The organism is Afipia massiliensis, from assembly GCF_001006325.2.
Taxonomy (GTDB): domain Bacteria; phylum Pseudomonadota; class Alphaproteobacteria; order Rhizobiales; family Xanthobacteraceae; genus Afipia; species Afipia massiliensis_A.
The window spans coordinates 1,881,921-1,896,973 of sequence record NZ_LBIA02000001.1 but is presented as its reverse complement, the minus strand read 5'-3'; the positions used below and the strand labels follow the sequence as shown (position 1 = coordinate 1,896,973).

Annotated in this window: 13 protein-coding genes; 5 read left to right on the top strand and 8 right to left on the bottom strand. The window is 62.8% G+C overall.

Going from position 1 to position 15,053, the window contains the following annotated elements; all coding sequences use genetic code 11:
- Positions 1-10 precede the first annotated feature (10 nt).
- The 3 genes from YH63_RS08960 to YH63_RS08950 form a co-directional block, all read right to left on the bottom strand.
- Positions 11-760: a hypothetical protein gene (locus tag YH63_RS08960; RefSeq protein WP_046827900.1), complete on the bottom strand. Its 750-nt coding sequence runs from the start codon at positions 758-760 to the stop codon at positions 11-13.
- Positions 761-836: 76 nt separating this feature from the next.
- Positions 837-1,625 carry an enoyl-CoA hydratase gene (locus YH63_RS08955; RefSeq protein WP_046827901.1) on the bottom strand — a complete coding sequence of 263 codons (789 nt, stop codon included), beginning with the start codon at positions 1,623-1,625 and terminating at the stop codon, positions 837-839.
- 69 nt (positions 1,626-1,694) lie between these two features.
- Entirely contained in the window at positions 1,695-2,840 is a 1,146-nt protein-coding gene (locus YH63_RS08950) for an ABC transporter substrate-binding protein (protein WP_433995114.1), read from the bottom strand.
- 239 nt (positions 2,841-3,079) lie between these two features.
- On the opposite strand from YH63_RS08950, the gene YH63_RS08945 reads away from it, so the two are divergent.
- Genes YH63_RS08945 through YH63_RS08930 form a run of 4 tightly spaced genes read left to right on the top strand, consistent with a single transcriptional unit; the run spans position 3,080 to position 7,705 of the window.
- Complete coding sequence (locus tag YH63_RS08945; RefSeq protein WP_046827903.1) at positions 3,080-4,051, top strand: NAD-dependent epimerase/dehydratase family protein; 972 nt, start codon at positions 3,080-3,082, stop codon at positions 4,049-4,051.
- Positions 4,044-5,363, top strand: coding sequence for a flavin-containing monooxygenase (locus YH63_RS08940; protein ID WP_046827904.1), 1,320 nt, complete (start codon positions 4,044-4,046; stop codon positions 5,361-5,363). Before YH63_RS08945 ends, YH63_RS08940 begins: the two co-directional genes overlap by 8 nt.
- A gap of 13 nt (positions 5,364-5,376) precedes the next feature.
- Positions 5,377-6,213, top strand: a complete 837-nt coding sequence (locus tag YH63_RS08935) for a thermonuclease family protein (RefSeq protein ID WP_046827905.1) — start codon at positions 5,377-5,379, stop codon at positions 6,211-6,213.
- A gap of 4 nt (positions 6,214-6,217) precedes the next feature.
- On the top strand, positions 6,218-7,705 hold the full coding sequence (locus YH63_RS08930; RefSeq protein ID WP_046827906.1) for a M48 family metalloprotease: 1,488 nt from the start codon (positions 6,218-6,220) through the stop codon (positions 7,703-7,705).
- 96 nt (positions 7,706-7,801) lie between these two features.
- Here YH63_RS08930 and YH63_RS08925 read toward each other — a convergent pair whose 3' ends face one another.
- From YH63_RS08925 to YH63_RS08905, 5 genes are all read right to left on the bottom strand, one after another.
- Positions 7,802-8,593: a CarD family transcriptional regulator gene (locus tag YH63_RS08925; protein WP_283809698.1), complete on the bottom strand. Its 792-nt coding sequence runs from the start codon at positions 8,591-8,593 to the stop codon at positions 7,802-7,804.
- A gap of 409 nt (positions 8,594-9,002) precedes the next feature.
- Positions 9,003-9,341, bottom strand: coding sequence for a ferredoxin FdxA (gene fdxA, locus YH63_RS08920; protein WP_046827907.1), 339 nt, complete (start codon positions 9,339-9,341; stop codon positions 9,003-9,005).
- Between the two features lie 93 nt (positions 9,342-9,434).
- Entirely contained in the window at positions 9,435-9,704 is a 270-nt protein-coding gene (locus tag YH63_RS08915) for an RNA-binding S4 domain-containing protein (protein WP_046827908.1), read from the bottom strand.
- A gap of 1 nt (position 9,705) precedes the next feature.
- Positions 9,706-13,062: a helicase-related protein gene (locus YH63_RS08910; protein WP_046827909.1), complete on the bottom strand. Its 3,357-nt coding sequence runs from the start codon at positions 13,060-13,062 to the stop codon at positions 9,706-9,708.
- Positions 13,063-13,411: 349 nt separating this feature from the next.
- Entirely contained in the window at positions 13,412-14,278 is an 867-nt protein-coding gene (locus tag YH63_RS08905; RefSeq protein ID WP_046827910.1) for a DUF3108 domain-containing protein, read from the bottom strand.
- A 374-nt stretch (positions 14,279-14,652) separates the two neighbouring features.
- On the opposite strand from YH63_RS08905, the gene rpmB reads away from it, so the two are divergent.
- Positions 14,653-14,946 carry a 50S ribosomal protein L28 gene (rpmB, locus tag YH63_RS08900; RefSeq protein WP_046827911.1) on the top strand — a complete coding sequence of 98 codons (294 nt, stop codon included), beginning with the start codon at positions 14,653-14,655 and terminating at the stop codon, positions 14,944-14,946.
- The last annotated feature ends 107 nt before the right edge of the window (positions 14,947-15,053 follow it).

Here is a 15,053-nt window from a genome sequence, read left to right as displayed (position 1 = left end):
TCGTCGCGGCTCAGGCGGTGATACGAAAATCGACGCCGCCGAGGCCGAACGAATTTCCGGTCACTGCATGGCCTTTTTCCTGCGCGGCGCGCAGCACCGCAGCCGGGTCGCGGACACGAAAAGTAAGCCCGCTCATGATCTCGCTGTCGCCTTCCACAAACTGAATCCGGCAATTGACCAGAACAATCTCGGTGCCGGTCGCGGGAATGCCGATGATGCGGCTCCAGTGATCCGCGAGCCCGCGTGGATCGGGGCTTGTCAGGATAACTTCCGTCAGCGCCGTCGTCACATCGTCGCGGATCGACTTGTGCCAGTCAGGCCCGGCCGGCGGATAGGCGCCGCGAATGTTGTCGCTGCCCGTGGTGTGATTGAACTCGATGAAAGCGGCGCGGCAATCGCGGGGATGAAGCTGAACGCCGAGATATGGCGGCCGATCGATGACGTGAGAAATCCGCACCTTCATGCTTTCAGCATTGGCCTGACGTTCGCGCGGATCTGGACAGGACAGGATGGCCATGTAGCCGCCGCGGCCGCCGGTCTTGTCGATGAAACGCCCGGCAGCAGTCCCCTCACGAAACGGAGCGACGACCTCAAGCAGGATGGTGTCGACCGGGAGCAGCGCGTTTTCCAGGCCGTAGCGCGCCACATTGGGATCGCGGTGACAGACCGTCAGCCCCATGATCGCCGCGATGTCGCCGACCACCGGCTCGAGGTGCGGCGCGACCAGACAGATTTGCCGCATCCTGATCGCGTCGGTCATCTGCAAGCGCTCCCGTTGTCCGATGTCTTGTTTTTGGTGGGCATGTCTGAGACCGGTGCCCACTTTATGAAGTGCCCTAATGCCCCTTGAACACCGCGGCGCGCTTTTCCATGAAGGCCTTCGCGGCTTCGCGATGATCGGCCGTTTCCGAACAGCGGGTGTGATGCGCGGACTCGGCGTCGAAGCAGGCTTCGAGCGACAGGGTTTCCGCGTTGTTGATGTTGCGCTTGATGTAGCCCAGCGTCACGGTCGGCCCCTGCGCCAGTGACATGGCGAGTTCAGTCGCGGCGTCCGCCACATCGGCATCCGGGACAACCTTGGTGACCATCCCGAGTGCAAGCGCTTCCTGCGCCGTGAGAACGGGTGACATCAGATACAGCTCGCGTGCCTTGGCGCTGCCGAGCATCTGCGTCAGGAAATAGGTGCCGCCGTAATCGCCGGAGAAGCCGACCTTGGCAAACGCCGTCGTGATCTTGGCCGATGCACCGGCGACACGCAGATCGCAGGACAGCGCGATCGACAGGCCCGCGCCTGCCGCCGCACCGTCGATCTGCGCCACGACCGGCTTCGGCAATTCATGCAGCAGTCGCGAGATTTCCATGCCGCGCCGCAGATTGGCGCGCTTCGTCTCATAAGTGAGTTCAGACTTGTTCTCGGCCATCGACTTGACGTCGCCGCCGACACAGAACGTGCCGTTGGCGCCGCGCAGGAGCACGGCGCGGACCTCGGTGTCGTCCGCCGCCCGCCGCGCCGCCTCGATGAGATCCGCCGACATTTCCGCGTTGATCGCGTTGCGCCGTTCGGGCCGGTTCATCGTGATCGTCAACAGACCGCGATCGAGACTCTGCAAAACCGTGCCACTCATGGGGACCTCCTGTGTTGGGCAGCCATCAAGCGCCGGCCGGAGCCGGCGCTTGATGCAATTATGATGGAGCTACTTCTTGATCAGCGGGCAGCGCGATGCGTCCAGCGACTGGAAGGCCTGGTCGCCCGGGATGGTGGCGAGGAGCTTGTAGTCGTCCCAGCGCCCCTTCGATTCCGACGGCTTCTTCACCTCGAACAGATACATGTCGTGGATCATGCGGCCGTCTTCGCGGATCTTGCCGCCCTTGGCGAACATGTCGTTGATCGGCGTCGACTTCATGACCTTCATCACAGCGGCGGAGTCGGTGGTGCCCGCTTCCTTCACCGCCTTGAGATAGTGAGTGACCGATGAGTAGACGCCGGCCTGCGCCGAGGTGGGCACGCGCTTGACCTTGTCCATGAAGCGCTTGGTGAACGCACGCGTCTCGTCATTCATGTCCCAGTAGAACGCTTCCGCCAGCACCAGTCCCTGCGCGGTTTCAAGACCGATGCTGTCGACGTCGGTGATGAAGGCCAGCAGCGGCGAGACCTTCTGTCCGCCCTTCATCAGGCCGAACTCCGCAGCCTGCTTGATCGCGTTGATGGTGTCGCCGCCGGCGTTGGCAAGACCGACGACTTTCGCCTTCGATCCCTGCGCCTGCAGCAGGAAGGATGAGAAATCCGACGTATTGAGCGGATGCTTGACGGTGCCGAGCACCTTGCCGCCCATCTTGGTCACGACGGCGGACGTATCCTTTTCAAGATCCTGTCCGAATGCATAGTCAGCCTGAAGGAAGTACCAGGTGTCGAGCCCCGCCTTCACAGCCGCAAGGCCGGTGGAGTTGGCCTGCCCGAAGGTATCGAAGACGTAGTGGACGGAATATGGACCGCACGCCTCGTTCGTCAAGCGAACCGAGCCCGGACCATTGAAGATGATGATCTTGTTGCGCGCCTTGGCGATCTCGTTGGCGGCAAGCGCGGTGGCCGATGCCGCAACGTCGACAATCGCTTCGACGCCCTGATTGTCGAACATGTCGCGGGCAATGCTCGACGACAGATCCGCCTTGTTCAAATGATCCGCCGCGATGATCTCGATCTTGCGGCCGAGCACTTCGCCGCCGAAATCTTCCGCCGCCATCTTGGCCGCGGTCTCGCTGCCGACGCCGGTGATATCGGCGTAAAGACCCGACATGTCGAGGATCGCGCCGAGCTTCAGCGGCGGCTTGCCCTGCGCCATGGCGGCGCTTGAGCCGAGCACGACAGCGGATGAAATGAGGGTTGCGATAATTTTCTTCAAAGGTGTCTCCCGTTATGGCGCGCCTGCGCCGGCGGCATCTTGCTTGGATTTCATCATGACGCAACGATGCGTCAGCGACAAGGCCATGCAGTCTCCGCCCTTGACTCACGCCGTTGAAATTACAAGTTTGCGCGCCGCCAGCCCGGTTTGCGGGCGCGCGTTTCGCCAGACGGAATAACATGCGAGTTTTAATTACCGGAGCGGGCGGATTTATCGGATCCGAACTTGTGCGCGCACTGCTGAGTGCGGGACGACTGACCGACAGACACGGAATCCCGCGCGCGATCGATCGCATGCTGCTGGTCGATTCGCATCTTCGTACTCACTCGGACAGCAAGGTTGAGCAGATCCAGGGCGACATATCGGATGACGCCGTCCTGCGACGCATCGCAGATTGGCAGCCGGACAGTGTGTTCCACCTCGCCGCCATGCTCACCAGCGCGGCCGCAAATGAGCCTGACCGCGCGCTGCATGTGAATGTCTCAGCGCTCGCGCAGCTCATCGCCCTGGTCGGCTCGCAGACGGCGCCGCCGAAGTTCATTTTCCCGAGCTCGATTGCCGTGTTTGGCGGCGCCCTGCCCGACGTCGTGGACGACGATTTGGTCCAGCATCCGCAAACCTCATATGGCACGCACAAGTCGATCGCCGAGCTGATACTCGCGGACGCCACCCGGCGCGGCGAGATCGCAGCCCGCTCGTTGCGGCTGCCGATCGTCCTCGTGCATCCCGGCCCGCCGACATCATCCGTCTCGGATCGCGTCGCTGCCATCGTCCGCGATGCCGTCGCGGGGCGCGATGTCACCGTGCCGCTGAAAAGCGAGACACGCATCCCGGTCGTGTCGGTTGCCGCCGTCGTGGCAGGGTTGATATCGATTCACAACGTGACATCCGCGAAACTCAACGGCATCACCGCGATCAACCTTCCGGCGCTGACAGTGAGCATGGCAGACATCGTTGCCGCGCTGAAGAGAACCGTGGACCCATCCGGTTTGGGAAAAATCACCTTCGCGCCCGACGCGACGCTGGAAGCCATCGTCGATAGCTGGCCCAAGGGCTTTGTTTCGCGCACGGCATCCACCGTCGGCATTTCAAGCGATGACAGCTTCGAAAGCATCGTCCGGCATTACATCGAGAGTCTCGGCAATGCATGACACGACGACGGCCGCACCGGACATCTGCATCATCGGCGCCGGCTCATCAGGCGTTGCGGTCGGCAAGGCATTGCGCGACCAGGGACTGTCCTTCGACTGCTTCGAGAAGGGATCGAATCTCGGCGGCATGTGGCGCTACGAGAACGACAACGGCCTGTCCTGCGCCTATCGCAGCCTGCACATCGACACCAGCCGCAACAATCTCGGCTATCCGGATTTCCCCATCCCCGCCGATCAGCCGGACTTTCTCTCGCATCGGCAGTTGCTGACCTATCTCGAATCCTACGCGGATCATTTCAAGGTGCGCTCCGCGATCGCGTTCAATACCGAAGTCACATCCGTCGAGAGAGTCGATGACGGCCGCTGGCGGGTCACAACCGACGACGGCCATGCGCGAAACTACCGCGCCGTCGTGGTCGCAAACGGGCATCTCTGGAATCCACGCTGGCCGTCATTTCCCGGCACGTTCGACGGCGTCGCCATCCATTCCAGTGAGTACCGCACCGCCGCGCCATTCGACGACAAGAATGTTCTCGTCGTCGGAATCGGCAACTCCGCCGTCGATATCGCGGTCGATCTTTGCAAGCGCGCAAAGAGCGTCACGCTCTCGACACGGACCGGCGCTCACGTGATGCCGAAGTACATGATGGGAATCCCGACCGATCGCTGGTCGGCATTCTTTTCCCGCAAGCTGAAATTCCCGACACTGCTGACGCGCATGATCATGGCACGGCTGGCTTACGTCGCCGTGGGCGATCAGCGCCGGTTCGGAATCCCGAAGCCGAAACATCCGATGTGGCGCGAACATGCGACCATCAGCCAGGAACTGCTGCCCTATCTCGGCCACGGCTGGGTCGGCATCAAACCGAATGTGGTGAAGCTTGCCGGCGACGCCGTCGAATTCGCGGACGGGTCGCGCGGGCCATTCGACGCCATCATCTACGCCACCGGCTACAAAACGACATTCCCGTTCCTGACGCCGTCGCTGTTTTCGGTGACGGACGGCGAAATGGTCGATCTCTACCGGCGGATGACACCGCCCGGCCTGCCCGGGCTGTATTTCGCCGGTCTGGTGCAGCCGATCGGCGCAACAATTCCGCTGGTCGAAGTGCAGGCGCGATGGATCGCGGCGGCGCTTGCGGATAGAATGGCGCTGCCCTCTGCTGCGGACATGGCACGCGAAGTCAGATCGCACCACGAGCAGAAGCAGCGGACGTGGCTGAACTCGGCGCGGTACACTCTGGAAGTGGATTTCAAGAGCTACGTTGGCGCGCTTCGCAAAGACATGGAGCGCAATCAGGCAGGCCTCTAATGGCGAGACGCCGATGAGCAGACGCGGGAAGCGTATCGCAGGATTTGCGATAGGCATCGCGTTGATCATCTGTACTTGCGTTCAACCGGCGCTTGCCGCATGCGCGTTCGCGCTGCAGGGCGATGGCCGCGTGAGCCGCGTGCTCGATGCGAAAACCTTTCGGCTTGAGGACGGACGCGAGGTGCGCCTCGCCGGGATCGAGCTTGCTGCAGACAGCACGGACCGCGGCAAGGCCATGCTGGTCGCGCGGATCGAAGGCCGCGACGTCTCGCTGTACGGCTCCGACGACACGCCGGATCGCTACGGGCGGCAACCGGCTTTTATCGCTTTGAAGGGATCGGCAACGCCGATCCAACTCGCGATGCTGACGGGCGGCGAAGCGCTGGCGTCGCCCACCGTCAGCGACCCGGCATGTTCCCGCGCGCTGCTGGCCGCCGAGGCTGCCGCGCGTGCGGCAAGACGCGGCATCTGGACCGGTTCCGCTGCCTTAAAAAACGCGGAAAGCACCGACGATATTTTGGCTCGATTGGGACGCTTTACTGCGGTGGAGGGGACGGTTTCGTCGGCCCGGCTGGCCGGCGCGACATTTTATGTCAATTTCGGACGCCGATGGACACGGGACTTTGCCGTGACTATTTCAAGGCGCATGATAGCGTCTGTCGAAGCGGCTGGAATTGACCTTAAGTCCCTGAAAGGCAAGAGAATTCGAGTTCGGGGCTGGATCGAGAAGCGTGGCGGGCCGAGGATCGAAATCACCCACGCGGGGCAACTCGAGTTGATCGGCGCAGCCAGGACGATCTCGGGCGATCTGGCCGTAAGGGAACTTGTGCCTGAGGATGAGGGTAAATAGAGACGTGGCGGCACCTGCAAGCCAACGAGACCCACGGAGCACCCGCTGCGTTTTCGCGGCGGCGGCCCTGTGCGCGTCGTTGGGTTTGAGTGCCTGCGGCGACCTCGGCCGATTCCAGACCGCATCAAACGCAAGCTTCGCACCGATCAAGCCGAACAAGCCCGCCGCCCAGACTCCGGCGACCGAACGCGAGCATAGCCGCATACTCGCGTCCTATGGCGGATCCTACGACGACCCGCGGCTGGAAGCCCTGATCACCAAAACCGTCGATCGCCTCGTCGCGGCGTCCGAGCGGCCCGATCTCGCCTACAAGGTGACGATCCTGAATTCCGGCGCGGTCAATGCCTTCGCGTTGCCGACCGGACAGCTTTATGTCACCCGCGGCCTGATCGCGCTCGCCAGCGATACATCCGAACTGTCGTCGGTGCTCGCGCATGAGATGGCGCATGTCTTGGCCAAGCATGCGGCGATCCGCGAGGATCAGGCCAAGCAGGCCGCCGTCGTCACCCGCGTGGTCGCCGACATGGGCAGCGATTCCGATATGAATGCGCTGGCGCTGGCGAAAACCAAACTGACCATGGCAAGCTTTTCGCGCTCGCAGGAATTCGAAGCCGACGGCATCGGCGTCGGCATTGCAGCGCGCGCCAAGTTCGATCCGTTCGGCGCGTCCCGTTTTCTCACCGCGATGGAGCGCAACGCCGCGCTGAAGGCCGGCCGTGCGCCCGCCGATCCGCGTTCGCTGGACTTTCTGTCGTCACACCCGGCGACACCGGAGCGGGTGCAGAACGCACAGTCGAGCGCGCGTCAGTATTCGTCGCCGGAAGGCGGCGAACGTGATCGCGATGCCTATCTCTCCGCAATCGACAATCTTGTTTACGGCGAAGACCCGAGCGAAGGCTTTGTGCGCGGGCGGCGCTTCCTGCATCCGAAGCTGGGCTTCACGTTCCAGGTTCCGGAGGGGTTCGTGCTTGAGAACACGGCGCAGGCCGTCGTCGGCGTGCGCGAAGGCGGCGCACAGGCGATGCGCTTCGATGTGGTGCGGGTCCCCGCGGAACAGACGCTCGGCGACTATCTCAATTCCGGCTGGATGGAGAACGTCGACAAGTCGTCGACCGAGGATACCAGCATCAATGGCTTTCCGTCCGCGACTGCGACGGCCAGCGGCGATCAGTGGCAGTTCAGAATCTACGCCCTGCGTTTCGGCAGCGACGTCTATCGCTTCATTTTCGCGGCCAAGAAGAAAACGCCGGAAGGCGATCGCAGCTTCCGCGACACGGTGAATTCGTTCCGGCGCCTCACGCTGGCCGAGATCCAGGCGGCCCGGCCGCTGCGGATCAAAGTCGTCACTGTGCAGCCCGGCGATACAGTGGAATCGGTGGCCCACCGGATGCAGGGCGTCGATCGTCCGGTCGACCGATTCCGCGTCCTGAACGGTCTCGATGCCCGCTCGACCCTGAAGCCGCGCGACCGCGTGAAGATCGTGGTCGACTGAATCTTCGGACAAGGATCCTTCAGCAAAAAGCCCGGCACCAAAAAGCCCGGCGCGGTGGCCGGGCTTTTCTTATTCCAAATTATTGCTAGAGGCCGATCAGGCAGCTTCGTCGGCCGACACCGAGTCGTCGCCGTCGCCATCGTCCGATTCATCAGCCGCTGCATCCGCACCTGCGTCAGCATCCGCCTTGGCGCCGCGACGCGGGCTCTTGGCAAGGTTGGCTTCGATCTCCTTGACCGCTTCGGTCTCGGTGACGTGCTGAACCACGGCGATCTCGCGCGACAGGCGATCGAGCGCGGCTTCGTAAAGCTGCCGTTCGCTGTAGGACTGCTCGGGCTGCGACTCGGAGCGGAACAGGTCACGCACCACTTCGGCAATCGCGACGATGTCGCCCGAATTGATCTTTGCTTCGTATTCCTGCGCACGGCGCGACCACATGGTGCGCTTGATGCGCGCGCGGCCCTTGAGGGTTTCCAGTGCGCGCTTGACGAGCGAGGGATCCGACAGCTTGCGCATGCCGACATTGGCGACCTTCGCCGTCGGCACCCGCAACGTCATCTTGTCCTTGATGAAGTTGATCACAAAAAGCTCAAGCCGCGCGCCGGCGATTTCCTGCTCTTCGATCGCGAGAATCTGGCCGACGCCATGCGCCGGATACACCACGAATTCATTGGTCTTGAAGCCCTGACGCTGGGTCAACGGCTTCTTCGGCTCCTCCACGCGCGGTGCAGCAGCAACCGGCTTCGCGGCAGGCTTGCCGGCAACGGTCTTCACGGGGGCCTTGGGTGCAGCGGTCTTGGCAACAGGCTTCGTCACCGTCTTCGAAGGCTTCGCAACGGGCTTTGCGGGGGCCTTCGCGGACGTCTTGGCAGGTTTTTTGTTCGGCATTGTGCTTCTTTTGTTTTTTGAGGGTGTGGCGGACGCGCGAGCATCCTTCTTGGACGCGCTGCGGCTCGCCGCGAGCGTCTTCTTGGTGCCCTTATCCTTGGAACCCTTGTCGTTTGTTTTGGAGTTCTTTTTATGACGCGATTTGTCTGACACAGCGCCTATGCGTGGAAACCGCCACGCCCCTGTTTAATGGTTTCTCGGGAACCCATCGGGGCCCTAAACGCGGGGCAAAAGGGGTTCGGCGTTAGAATGTGCCCAAAATAGCACATTTCCCGCAAAAATCAATGATTTATGGCCCGCGGCGCGCCTTGGGCGGCCTCGGCGGCGGTATTCATCGCCGGTAGGGTTAAAAGTTATCCGCGCTGCGGAACTGCCGACACCCACAGATCGGACGCCTCAGCAGGCCAAATCAGTCGCCGGAACCCGGATTGGCAGAAAAATATTTGTCGAACTTGCCTTCGACGCCATCAAATTCCTTGGCGTCGTCCGGCGCGTCCTTTTTCTGGGTGATGTTAGGCCACGACTTGGCGTAGTCCGCATTCACCTCGAGCCATTTTTCGAGGCTCGGCTCGGTATCGGGCTTGATCGCGTCCGCAGGGCACTCCGGTTCGCACACGCCGCAGTCGATGCACTCGTCCGGATGGATCACCAGCATGTTCTCGCCCTCGTAGAAGCAATCCACGGGGCAAACTTCCACGCAGTCCATGTACTTGCACTTGATGCAGTTTTCAGTGACGACGTACGTCATCCAAGGCTCCGGACAGTCTCATTTTCAGGTTTGGCGTAGCGCAGGATGTGCGGCGCTGCAAGGGACGCCGTCATGGCCACCATTGGCAATTAGTCATTCCGGCGGCGATTGCAAATCGAGGTAAATGGTTCGCGCGGCGGTGGCATCTCCGCGCCGATCCATAAATCCGGTGATCTTCAGAATCCGCACCCGGCTGTCGAGCGCGATGGTGAGAACCTCGCCTGCCTTCACCGCATGACCCGGCGAGGTCTGACGCGCTCCATTAATTCGGACGCGTCCCTTGGCGACCAGGGCCGCAGCATCGGTCCGGGTTTTCACCACCCGCGCATGCCACAGCCACTTGTCGAGGCGCTGCCGATCCAAATCAGTCCTTGCGATTACCCGCGAGCTGCTCCTTGAGCGCCGCCAGCTTTGCGAAAGGCGAGTTCGGATCCGCGGGGCGATCACGTTCGCGCGGAGCGGCGCTGGTCGCGTAGGTCCGAAGCGCACCGCCGCTGCGATCACGATCGTCCTTGCGGTTGTCGCGGCGCTTGTCGAACTTGCCCTTGCTGCGGTCCTGTCCGCGATCCTGATTGCGGTCCTTGCCCTTGAAGTGTTCACGCGGCGGCCGGCCGCCCTTGTCGTCGCGCGGCGGACGCGCCTGTGCCGCGTCAGCACCTTCTGCGGCAACCACCGGAGCGTCACCGCGCGGACGGCGATGCTCGTTGTTGCGGTCACGGCGATGGCGGCCATGGCGCTCGCGCTTGTCGCCTTCGGCGGCGGCTTCACCTTCGGCTGCCGGTGCAGCGGATTTATCCGGTCCCTTGTAGCGGCTGCGGTCATGACGCGGCCTGCGTTCCTCGGAACGCCCACCGGGCCGCCAGACTTCGACCAGCACCGGTTCTGCGGGAGCAGCTTCAGTCGCGTCAGGTGCAGTTGCTTCGGCCGCAACGTCGGCCGCAGTTTCGGTTGCAGCAACTGGTTCTGCGGCAGAGTCATCCGCTGCGGCTTCAATTGCGGGCTCCGCAGCTTCCGTTGCCGGAGCGAACTCAATCTCCGGCAACCGCGTTGCGGTGGCATCCGCAGCCACGGTCTCGGCAGCGGCTTCCGCTTCATTGGTGATGTCGGCGATCGACTCCGTCGCCGCAGCCGCCTCCGGCTCAGCAGCAACCACTTCCGTCGCAACAGCGTCGGTCGGAACAGCTTCAGAGCCTGCAGCGGTTTCCGCCGGCGTCTCTGCGGGCGCCACAGGCGGCGCAACCTCGACCGGCAGCGGCGGCCGCTTTTCCATGCGGTAGCCGAGCGCCTTCAGGATCGAGGCGAAATCGTCACCGGCCGAACCGGTCAGCGATGTCATGGCCTGCGTCGCGATGAACGAGCGGCCATCGAATGCGCCTGCCGGCTTCTCGCCCGATGAACCGGGACGCCACGACAGCGCAGGACGAATAAGATCGGCGAGGCGTTCCAGAATATCGACGCGCACCGCGCGGTCGCCGCACAGCTTGTAGCCGAGCGTGCGGTAAGCTTCCTGATCCAGCGCCTTGTCCGCAGGGAAGGACGTGCGCCCGCTGGCGGCCAGATGCTGCCCGCCGGTCAGCGCCGACCAGTCCACATCATCGCGCTTCAGCGCCCAGAGCAGCGACGCCAGTCCGCGCGCTGCGGGCTTGAGCAGCGCGGGAAAGAAAATATGGTACGCGCCGAACCGCACGCCGTACTTGCGCAGACTTGCGCGCGACGGCTGGTCGAGATCCTTCATCTCCGCGGCGATCTTCGGCCGTTCCAGCACACCGAGCGCCTCGATCAACTGGAAGGCGATGCCGCGCGCGATGCCGGTGATGTCTTCGGCCTTCGACAGTTCGAACATCGGGCCGAGAATCTTTTCGATATGCGTCTTGAGCCACAGATCGAGCCGCGTCTGCACAGCCTCGCGCGACGGGCCGGTCAGGCGCTCATCGGCGATGATCCGGATGCGGGGATGCAGCACGTCGTCGGCGGCGACCAGCTTGGCGACGGCATCGCCGGTCCAGCGCAACGTCCCGTCGGATGTCAGTACGAACTGATCGTCCGGCGCCTTCGACAGCTTTTCGGCGCGCGCGTCGATCTCGCCCGCCAGTGCCTTCAGTGCAGCAGCCTGCAAGGCCTTGGCATCTGAGCCCGCTTCCGCCGACTCCGGCGCGAACATGAATCCATCGAGACGGCCAATCATATGGCCCTCTACGATCACTTCGCCCGTCTTCCCAATCTCAGTATTCAGCATCGTGTTTTCCCGTAAGCGCCGCATCAATACACTGGTCCGGCGATCAACGAAACGCTCAGTTAGCCGTTCATGCAGGGCATCTGACAATTTATCCTCGACCCCACGGGCAATTCCCTGCCAGCGCTCGGGGTCCACCAGCCAATCGGGACGATTTGCCGCGAATGTCCAGGTCCGGATCTGGGCAATCCGGGCCGATAATGTGTCGATATCGCCGTCGGTGCGGTCGGTTTGCGCGATCTGGGCCTCGAACCAGTTGTCAGGAATCCGCCCCTTTCGCATCAAAAACCCATACAGGGTGGTGACAAGCTCGGCATGCGCGGCCGGCGAGAGCTTGCGATAATCCGGAATCTGGCAGGCCTCCCACAGCCGCTCGACGGCGGCGGCACCCTTGGCCATGTCGCGAACGTCCTCATCGCGCGCCGCGTGCTCGAGCACGCGGATGTCCTCGGCAATCGGCGCGCGCGTCAGCACCTCATGGTTCGGCACCAGCGCGAGCGACACCTGAAGCGCGCCCAGCGACGAGAAATCCAGCCGCGTGTTCCGCCATTGCAGCATCTTGACGCTGTCGAAGGTGTGATTCTGCAGCGCATTGACCAGTTCGGGCTCGAACGGCGCACAGCGCCCCGTGGTTCCGAACGTGCCGTCGCGCGTGGCGCGACCGGCGCGGCCCGCGATCTGCGCAAACTCCGAAGGCGTCAGCCGGCGGAACTGATAGCCGTCGTATTTGCGGTCGGATGCGAACGCGACATGATCGACATCGAGGTTGAGACCCATCCCCACCGCATCGGTGGCCACAAGATAATCGACGTCGCCGGACTGGAACATCTCCACCTGCGCATTGCGGGTGCGCGGCGACAGCGAGCCCAGCACCACTGCAGCGCCGCCATGCTGACGCCGGATCAGTTCGGCGATGGCGTAAACCTCGTCGGCGGAGAACGCGACGATAGCAGTACGTCTAGGCTGCCGCGTGATCTTGCGGTCACCGGCGAATTCGAGCTGCGACAGCCGCGGCCGCGTGACGATGTTGGCGCCGGGCAGTAACCGCTCGATGATCGGCCGCATGGTGGCCGCGCCCAGCAGCAGGGTTTCATCGCGCCCGCGCCGGTTCAGAATCTTGTCGGTGAAAACGTGGCCGCGCTCCAGATCAGACGCGATCTGGATTTCATCCACCGCCAGAAACGACACATCGAGATCGCGCGGCATCGCCTCGACTGTGGAGACCCAGTACCGCGCCCTCGGCGGCTTGATCTTCTCCTCGCCGGTGATCAGCGCCACGGCATCGGCACCGGCCCGCGCGGCGATCTTGTTGTAGACCTCGCGCGCCAGCAGCCGCAGCGGCAGGCCGATGATTCCGGACGAATGCGCCAGCAGCCGCTCAATCGCCAGATGGGTCTTGCCGGTGTTGGTGGGGCCGAGCACCGCGGTGACACCGGCGCCGGGAGCACGCTCATTCGAAAACAGCGGGGCGGAAGACGACAAGGGCATAATCACAAGGTCCGCATGACGCACACGACGCGGACGCCGCAGGCAGTGACTGGAAGTGTCTCACAATGCGACGCTATTCACGTCGCAACTTAAGATTTGGAACGCTTAAGGAACGAAAGAAGCCCGAATCGCTGACTCGCGGTGTGATTGCCTCGAAGGCCTCAACATGTCGCACAATTCGTCGATCAACGATACTATATGGGGTTTGAAGATGCTCCGCGCATGTCGCGATCGGGATGAAATCGTTAAATCCGGAGTCGAATCGGATTGGCCGAAGAGTCAACACGATTCATGGTGAGATTCGCGGCTGAATCAGCGCGGCGGTGCCGCAGGACCCGGACCGATCGGGTCAGTTCGTCGAGTTCGTCTTGGCGGTCTTCTGCGCCGAAACAAATTCCGTGGCCTCGATCATGCCGGTGCCGAGCGGCGTTGGAATGGTGATCCTGAACGGCGCCAGCACGCGCGTTCCGGCGATGGGCGCGAACCAGATTTCCATGTTGCGCTGAGCCGCGACGTATTTGATCGAGACGCGATCCGGAACGTAGCCCGCGATCGGCGTAAAATAGACCGCACAGACCACGACCGGCCCGTGATAGCCCTTTTCGGCCTTGACCATTTCCATGCGCTTGTACTCGAGCCGCAGATCGTAACGCATCCGGCCGTCGAACACCGACAGCGTCTTGCGGCAAGCCTCGGGGCCGACCGGATCGCCGGTGCCCGCGACCTTCAGCAACGAACCCGTCATCGGATCGAGCACGTTGCGGCGATGCACGTCGGTGACCGGAATGCGATCCGGGCTTTCCGGCGGCTGCGGCTCGATCGTGGAATCCTTGACGTTGCCGCCGCCCAGCGCGATGCGGATGACTTCGGCTTTCTTTCCGTAGTTGACGGTCGAAACGTAGCTGAGCGGAGCGAATTGACCCGCCGTGATACGGCCCTGCGTGGTTCCGGTGCCATTGCCGCCGCCGATGGATTTCATCAGCCCAGTGGTGGCGCCGCTGACGGCAGCCGAATACTGGTCTTCGGAAACATCGACAATCCAGGCGCCTTTGCCGATCGGAAGGCCGGCGAGCGAAGCTTCATACTTGGCGTCCAGACGTCCCTGGGCGTTCGCAGGCACGGCCAGCGCCGCGCAGAGAGCCAGCACCCCCGACAGGCAAAGCCCGAGCCTGGCGATCCGGAAGCGTTTCCGGGCGAATTCTGGGAACCGGGGCATGTCCACCGACGAAAATCCTTGCACACGATGACCGGCGATTGACCGGCGCCCCCGGAGCACGGCGTCGGCGGGACGGCTATCCCGCGTAGGCCGCGAAAGTCCTTATCGAAAGCCTGTGGTAACTTGTCTGGTCAGGGATTACGTCGATTATATGTTAGGAAATCACTGGTTTAACGGGGAAAATTGTCATTTTTGCCGACGGCGGCCTCTGGCCCCCGACCCGCAGATAAGTTGCTGAAATCGCCTCCCAACCTTGACGCTAGGCGGCTAGCCCCTTATAGCTCCGCCGTTCCTGAAATGGACGGTTTCAAACCCCCACGCGACCCCGTTCCGGTGGTCCGGGGCGACACAAGATTTCGCCAAAGGATTACGCTATGTCTCGGCGCTGCGAATTGACGGCCAAGGGCCCTCAGGTTGGCCACAAGGTCAGCCACTCGAACCACAAGACCAAGCGCCGGTTCCTGCCGAACCTGTGCAACGTCACCCTGATCTCGGACACGCTCGGCCGCTCGGTGCGCCTGCGTGTTTCGACCAATGCGCTGAAGACGGTCGATCACCGCGGCGGGCTCGACGCGTTCCTGATCAAGGCGAGCGCCGACGATCTGTCGCCGAAGGCAGTCGAACTGAAGCGCCAGATCGAAAAGAAGAAGCTCGCCGTCGCGAGCTGATCGTTCGATCCGCAACAGGGTTTCAAACGGCCGGGCGAAAGCCCGGCTTTTTTGTTTGGCAGCACTACCCCGTCATTGCGAGGAGCGAAGCGACGAAGCAATCCAGT

Bases quoted from the DNA above. Each gene is read 5' to 3' on its own strand.
- YH63_RS08910 (WP_046827909.1), bottom strand. From the start codon at position 13,062: ATGCCCTTGTCGTCTTCCGCCCCGCTGTTTTCGAATGAGCGTGCTCCC.
- YH63_RS08940 (WP_046827904.1), top strand. From the start codon at position 4,044: ATGCATGACACGACGACGGCCGCACCGGACATCTGCATCATCGGCGCC.
- YH63_RS08905 (WP_046827910.1), bottom strand. From the start codon at position 14,278: ATGCCCCGGTTCCCAGAATTCGCCCGGAAACGCTTCCGGATCGCCAGG.
- fdxA (WP_046827907.1), bottom strand. From the start codon at position 9,341: ATGACGTACGTCGTCACTGAAAACTGCATCAAGTGCAAGTACATGGAC.
- YH63_RS08925 (WP_283809698.1), bottom strand. From the start codon at position 8,593: ATGCCGAACAAAAAACCTGCCAAGACGTCCGCGAAGGCCCCCGCAAAG.
- YH63_RS08945 (WP_046827903.1), top strand. From the start codon at position 3,080: ATGCGAGTTTTAATTACCGGAGCGGGCGGATTTATCGGATCCGAACTT.
- YH63_RS08955 (WP_046827901.1), bottom strand. From the start codon at position 1,625: ATGAGTGGCACGGTTTTGCAGAGTCTCGATCGCGGTCTGTTGACGATC.
- rpmB (WP_046827911.1), top strand. From the start codon at position 14,653: ATGTCTCGGCGCTGCGAATTGACGGCCAAGGGCCCTCAGGTTGGCCAC.
- YH63_RS08960 (WP_046827900.1), bottom strand. From the start codon at position 760: ATGACCGACGCGATCAGGATGCGGCAAATCTGTCTGGTCGCGCCGCAC.
- YH63_RS08935 (WP_046827905.1), top strand. From the start codon at position 5,377: ATGAGCAGACGCGGGAAGCGTATCGCAGGATTTGCGATAGGCATCGCG.
- YH63_RS08950 (WP_433995114.1), bottom strand. From the start codon at position 2,840: ATGGCGCAGGGCAAGCCGCCGCTGAAGCTCGGCGCGATCCTCGACATG.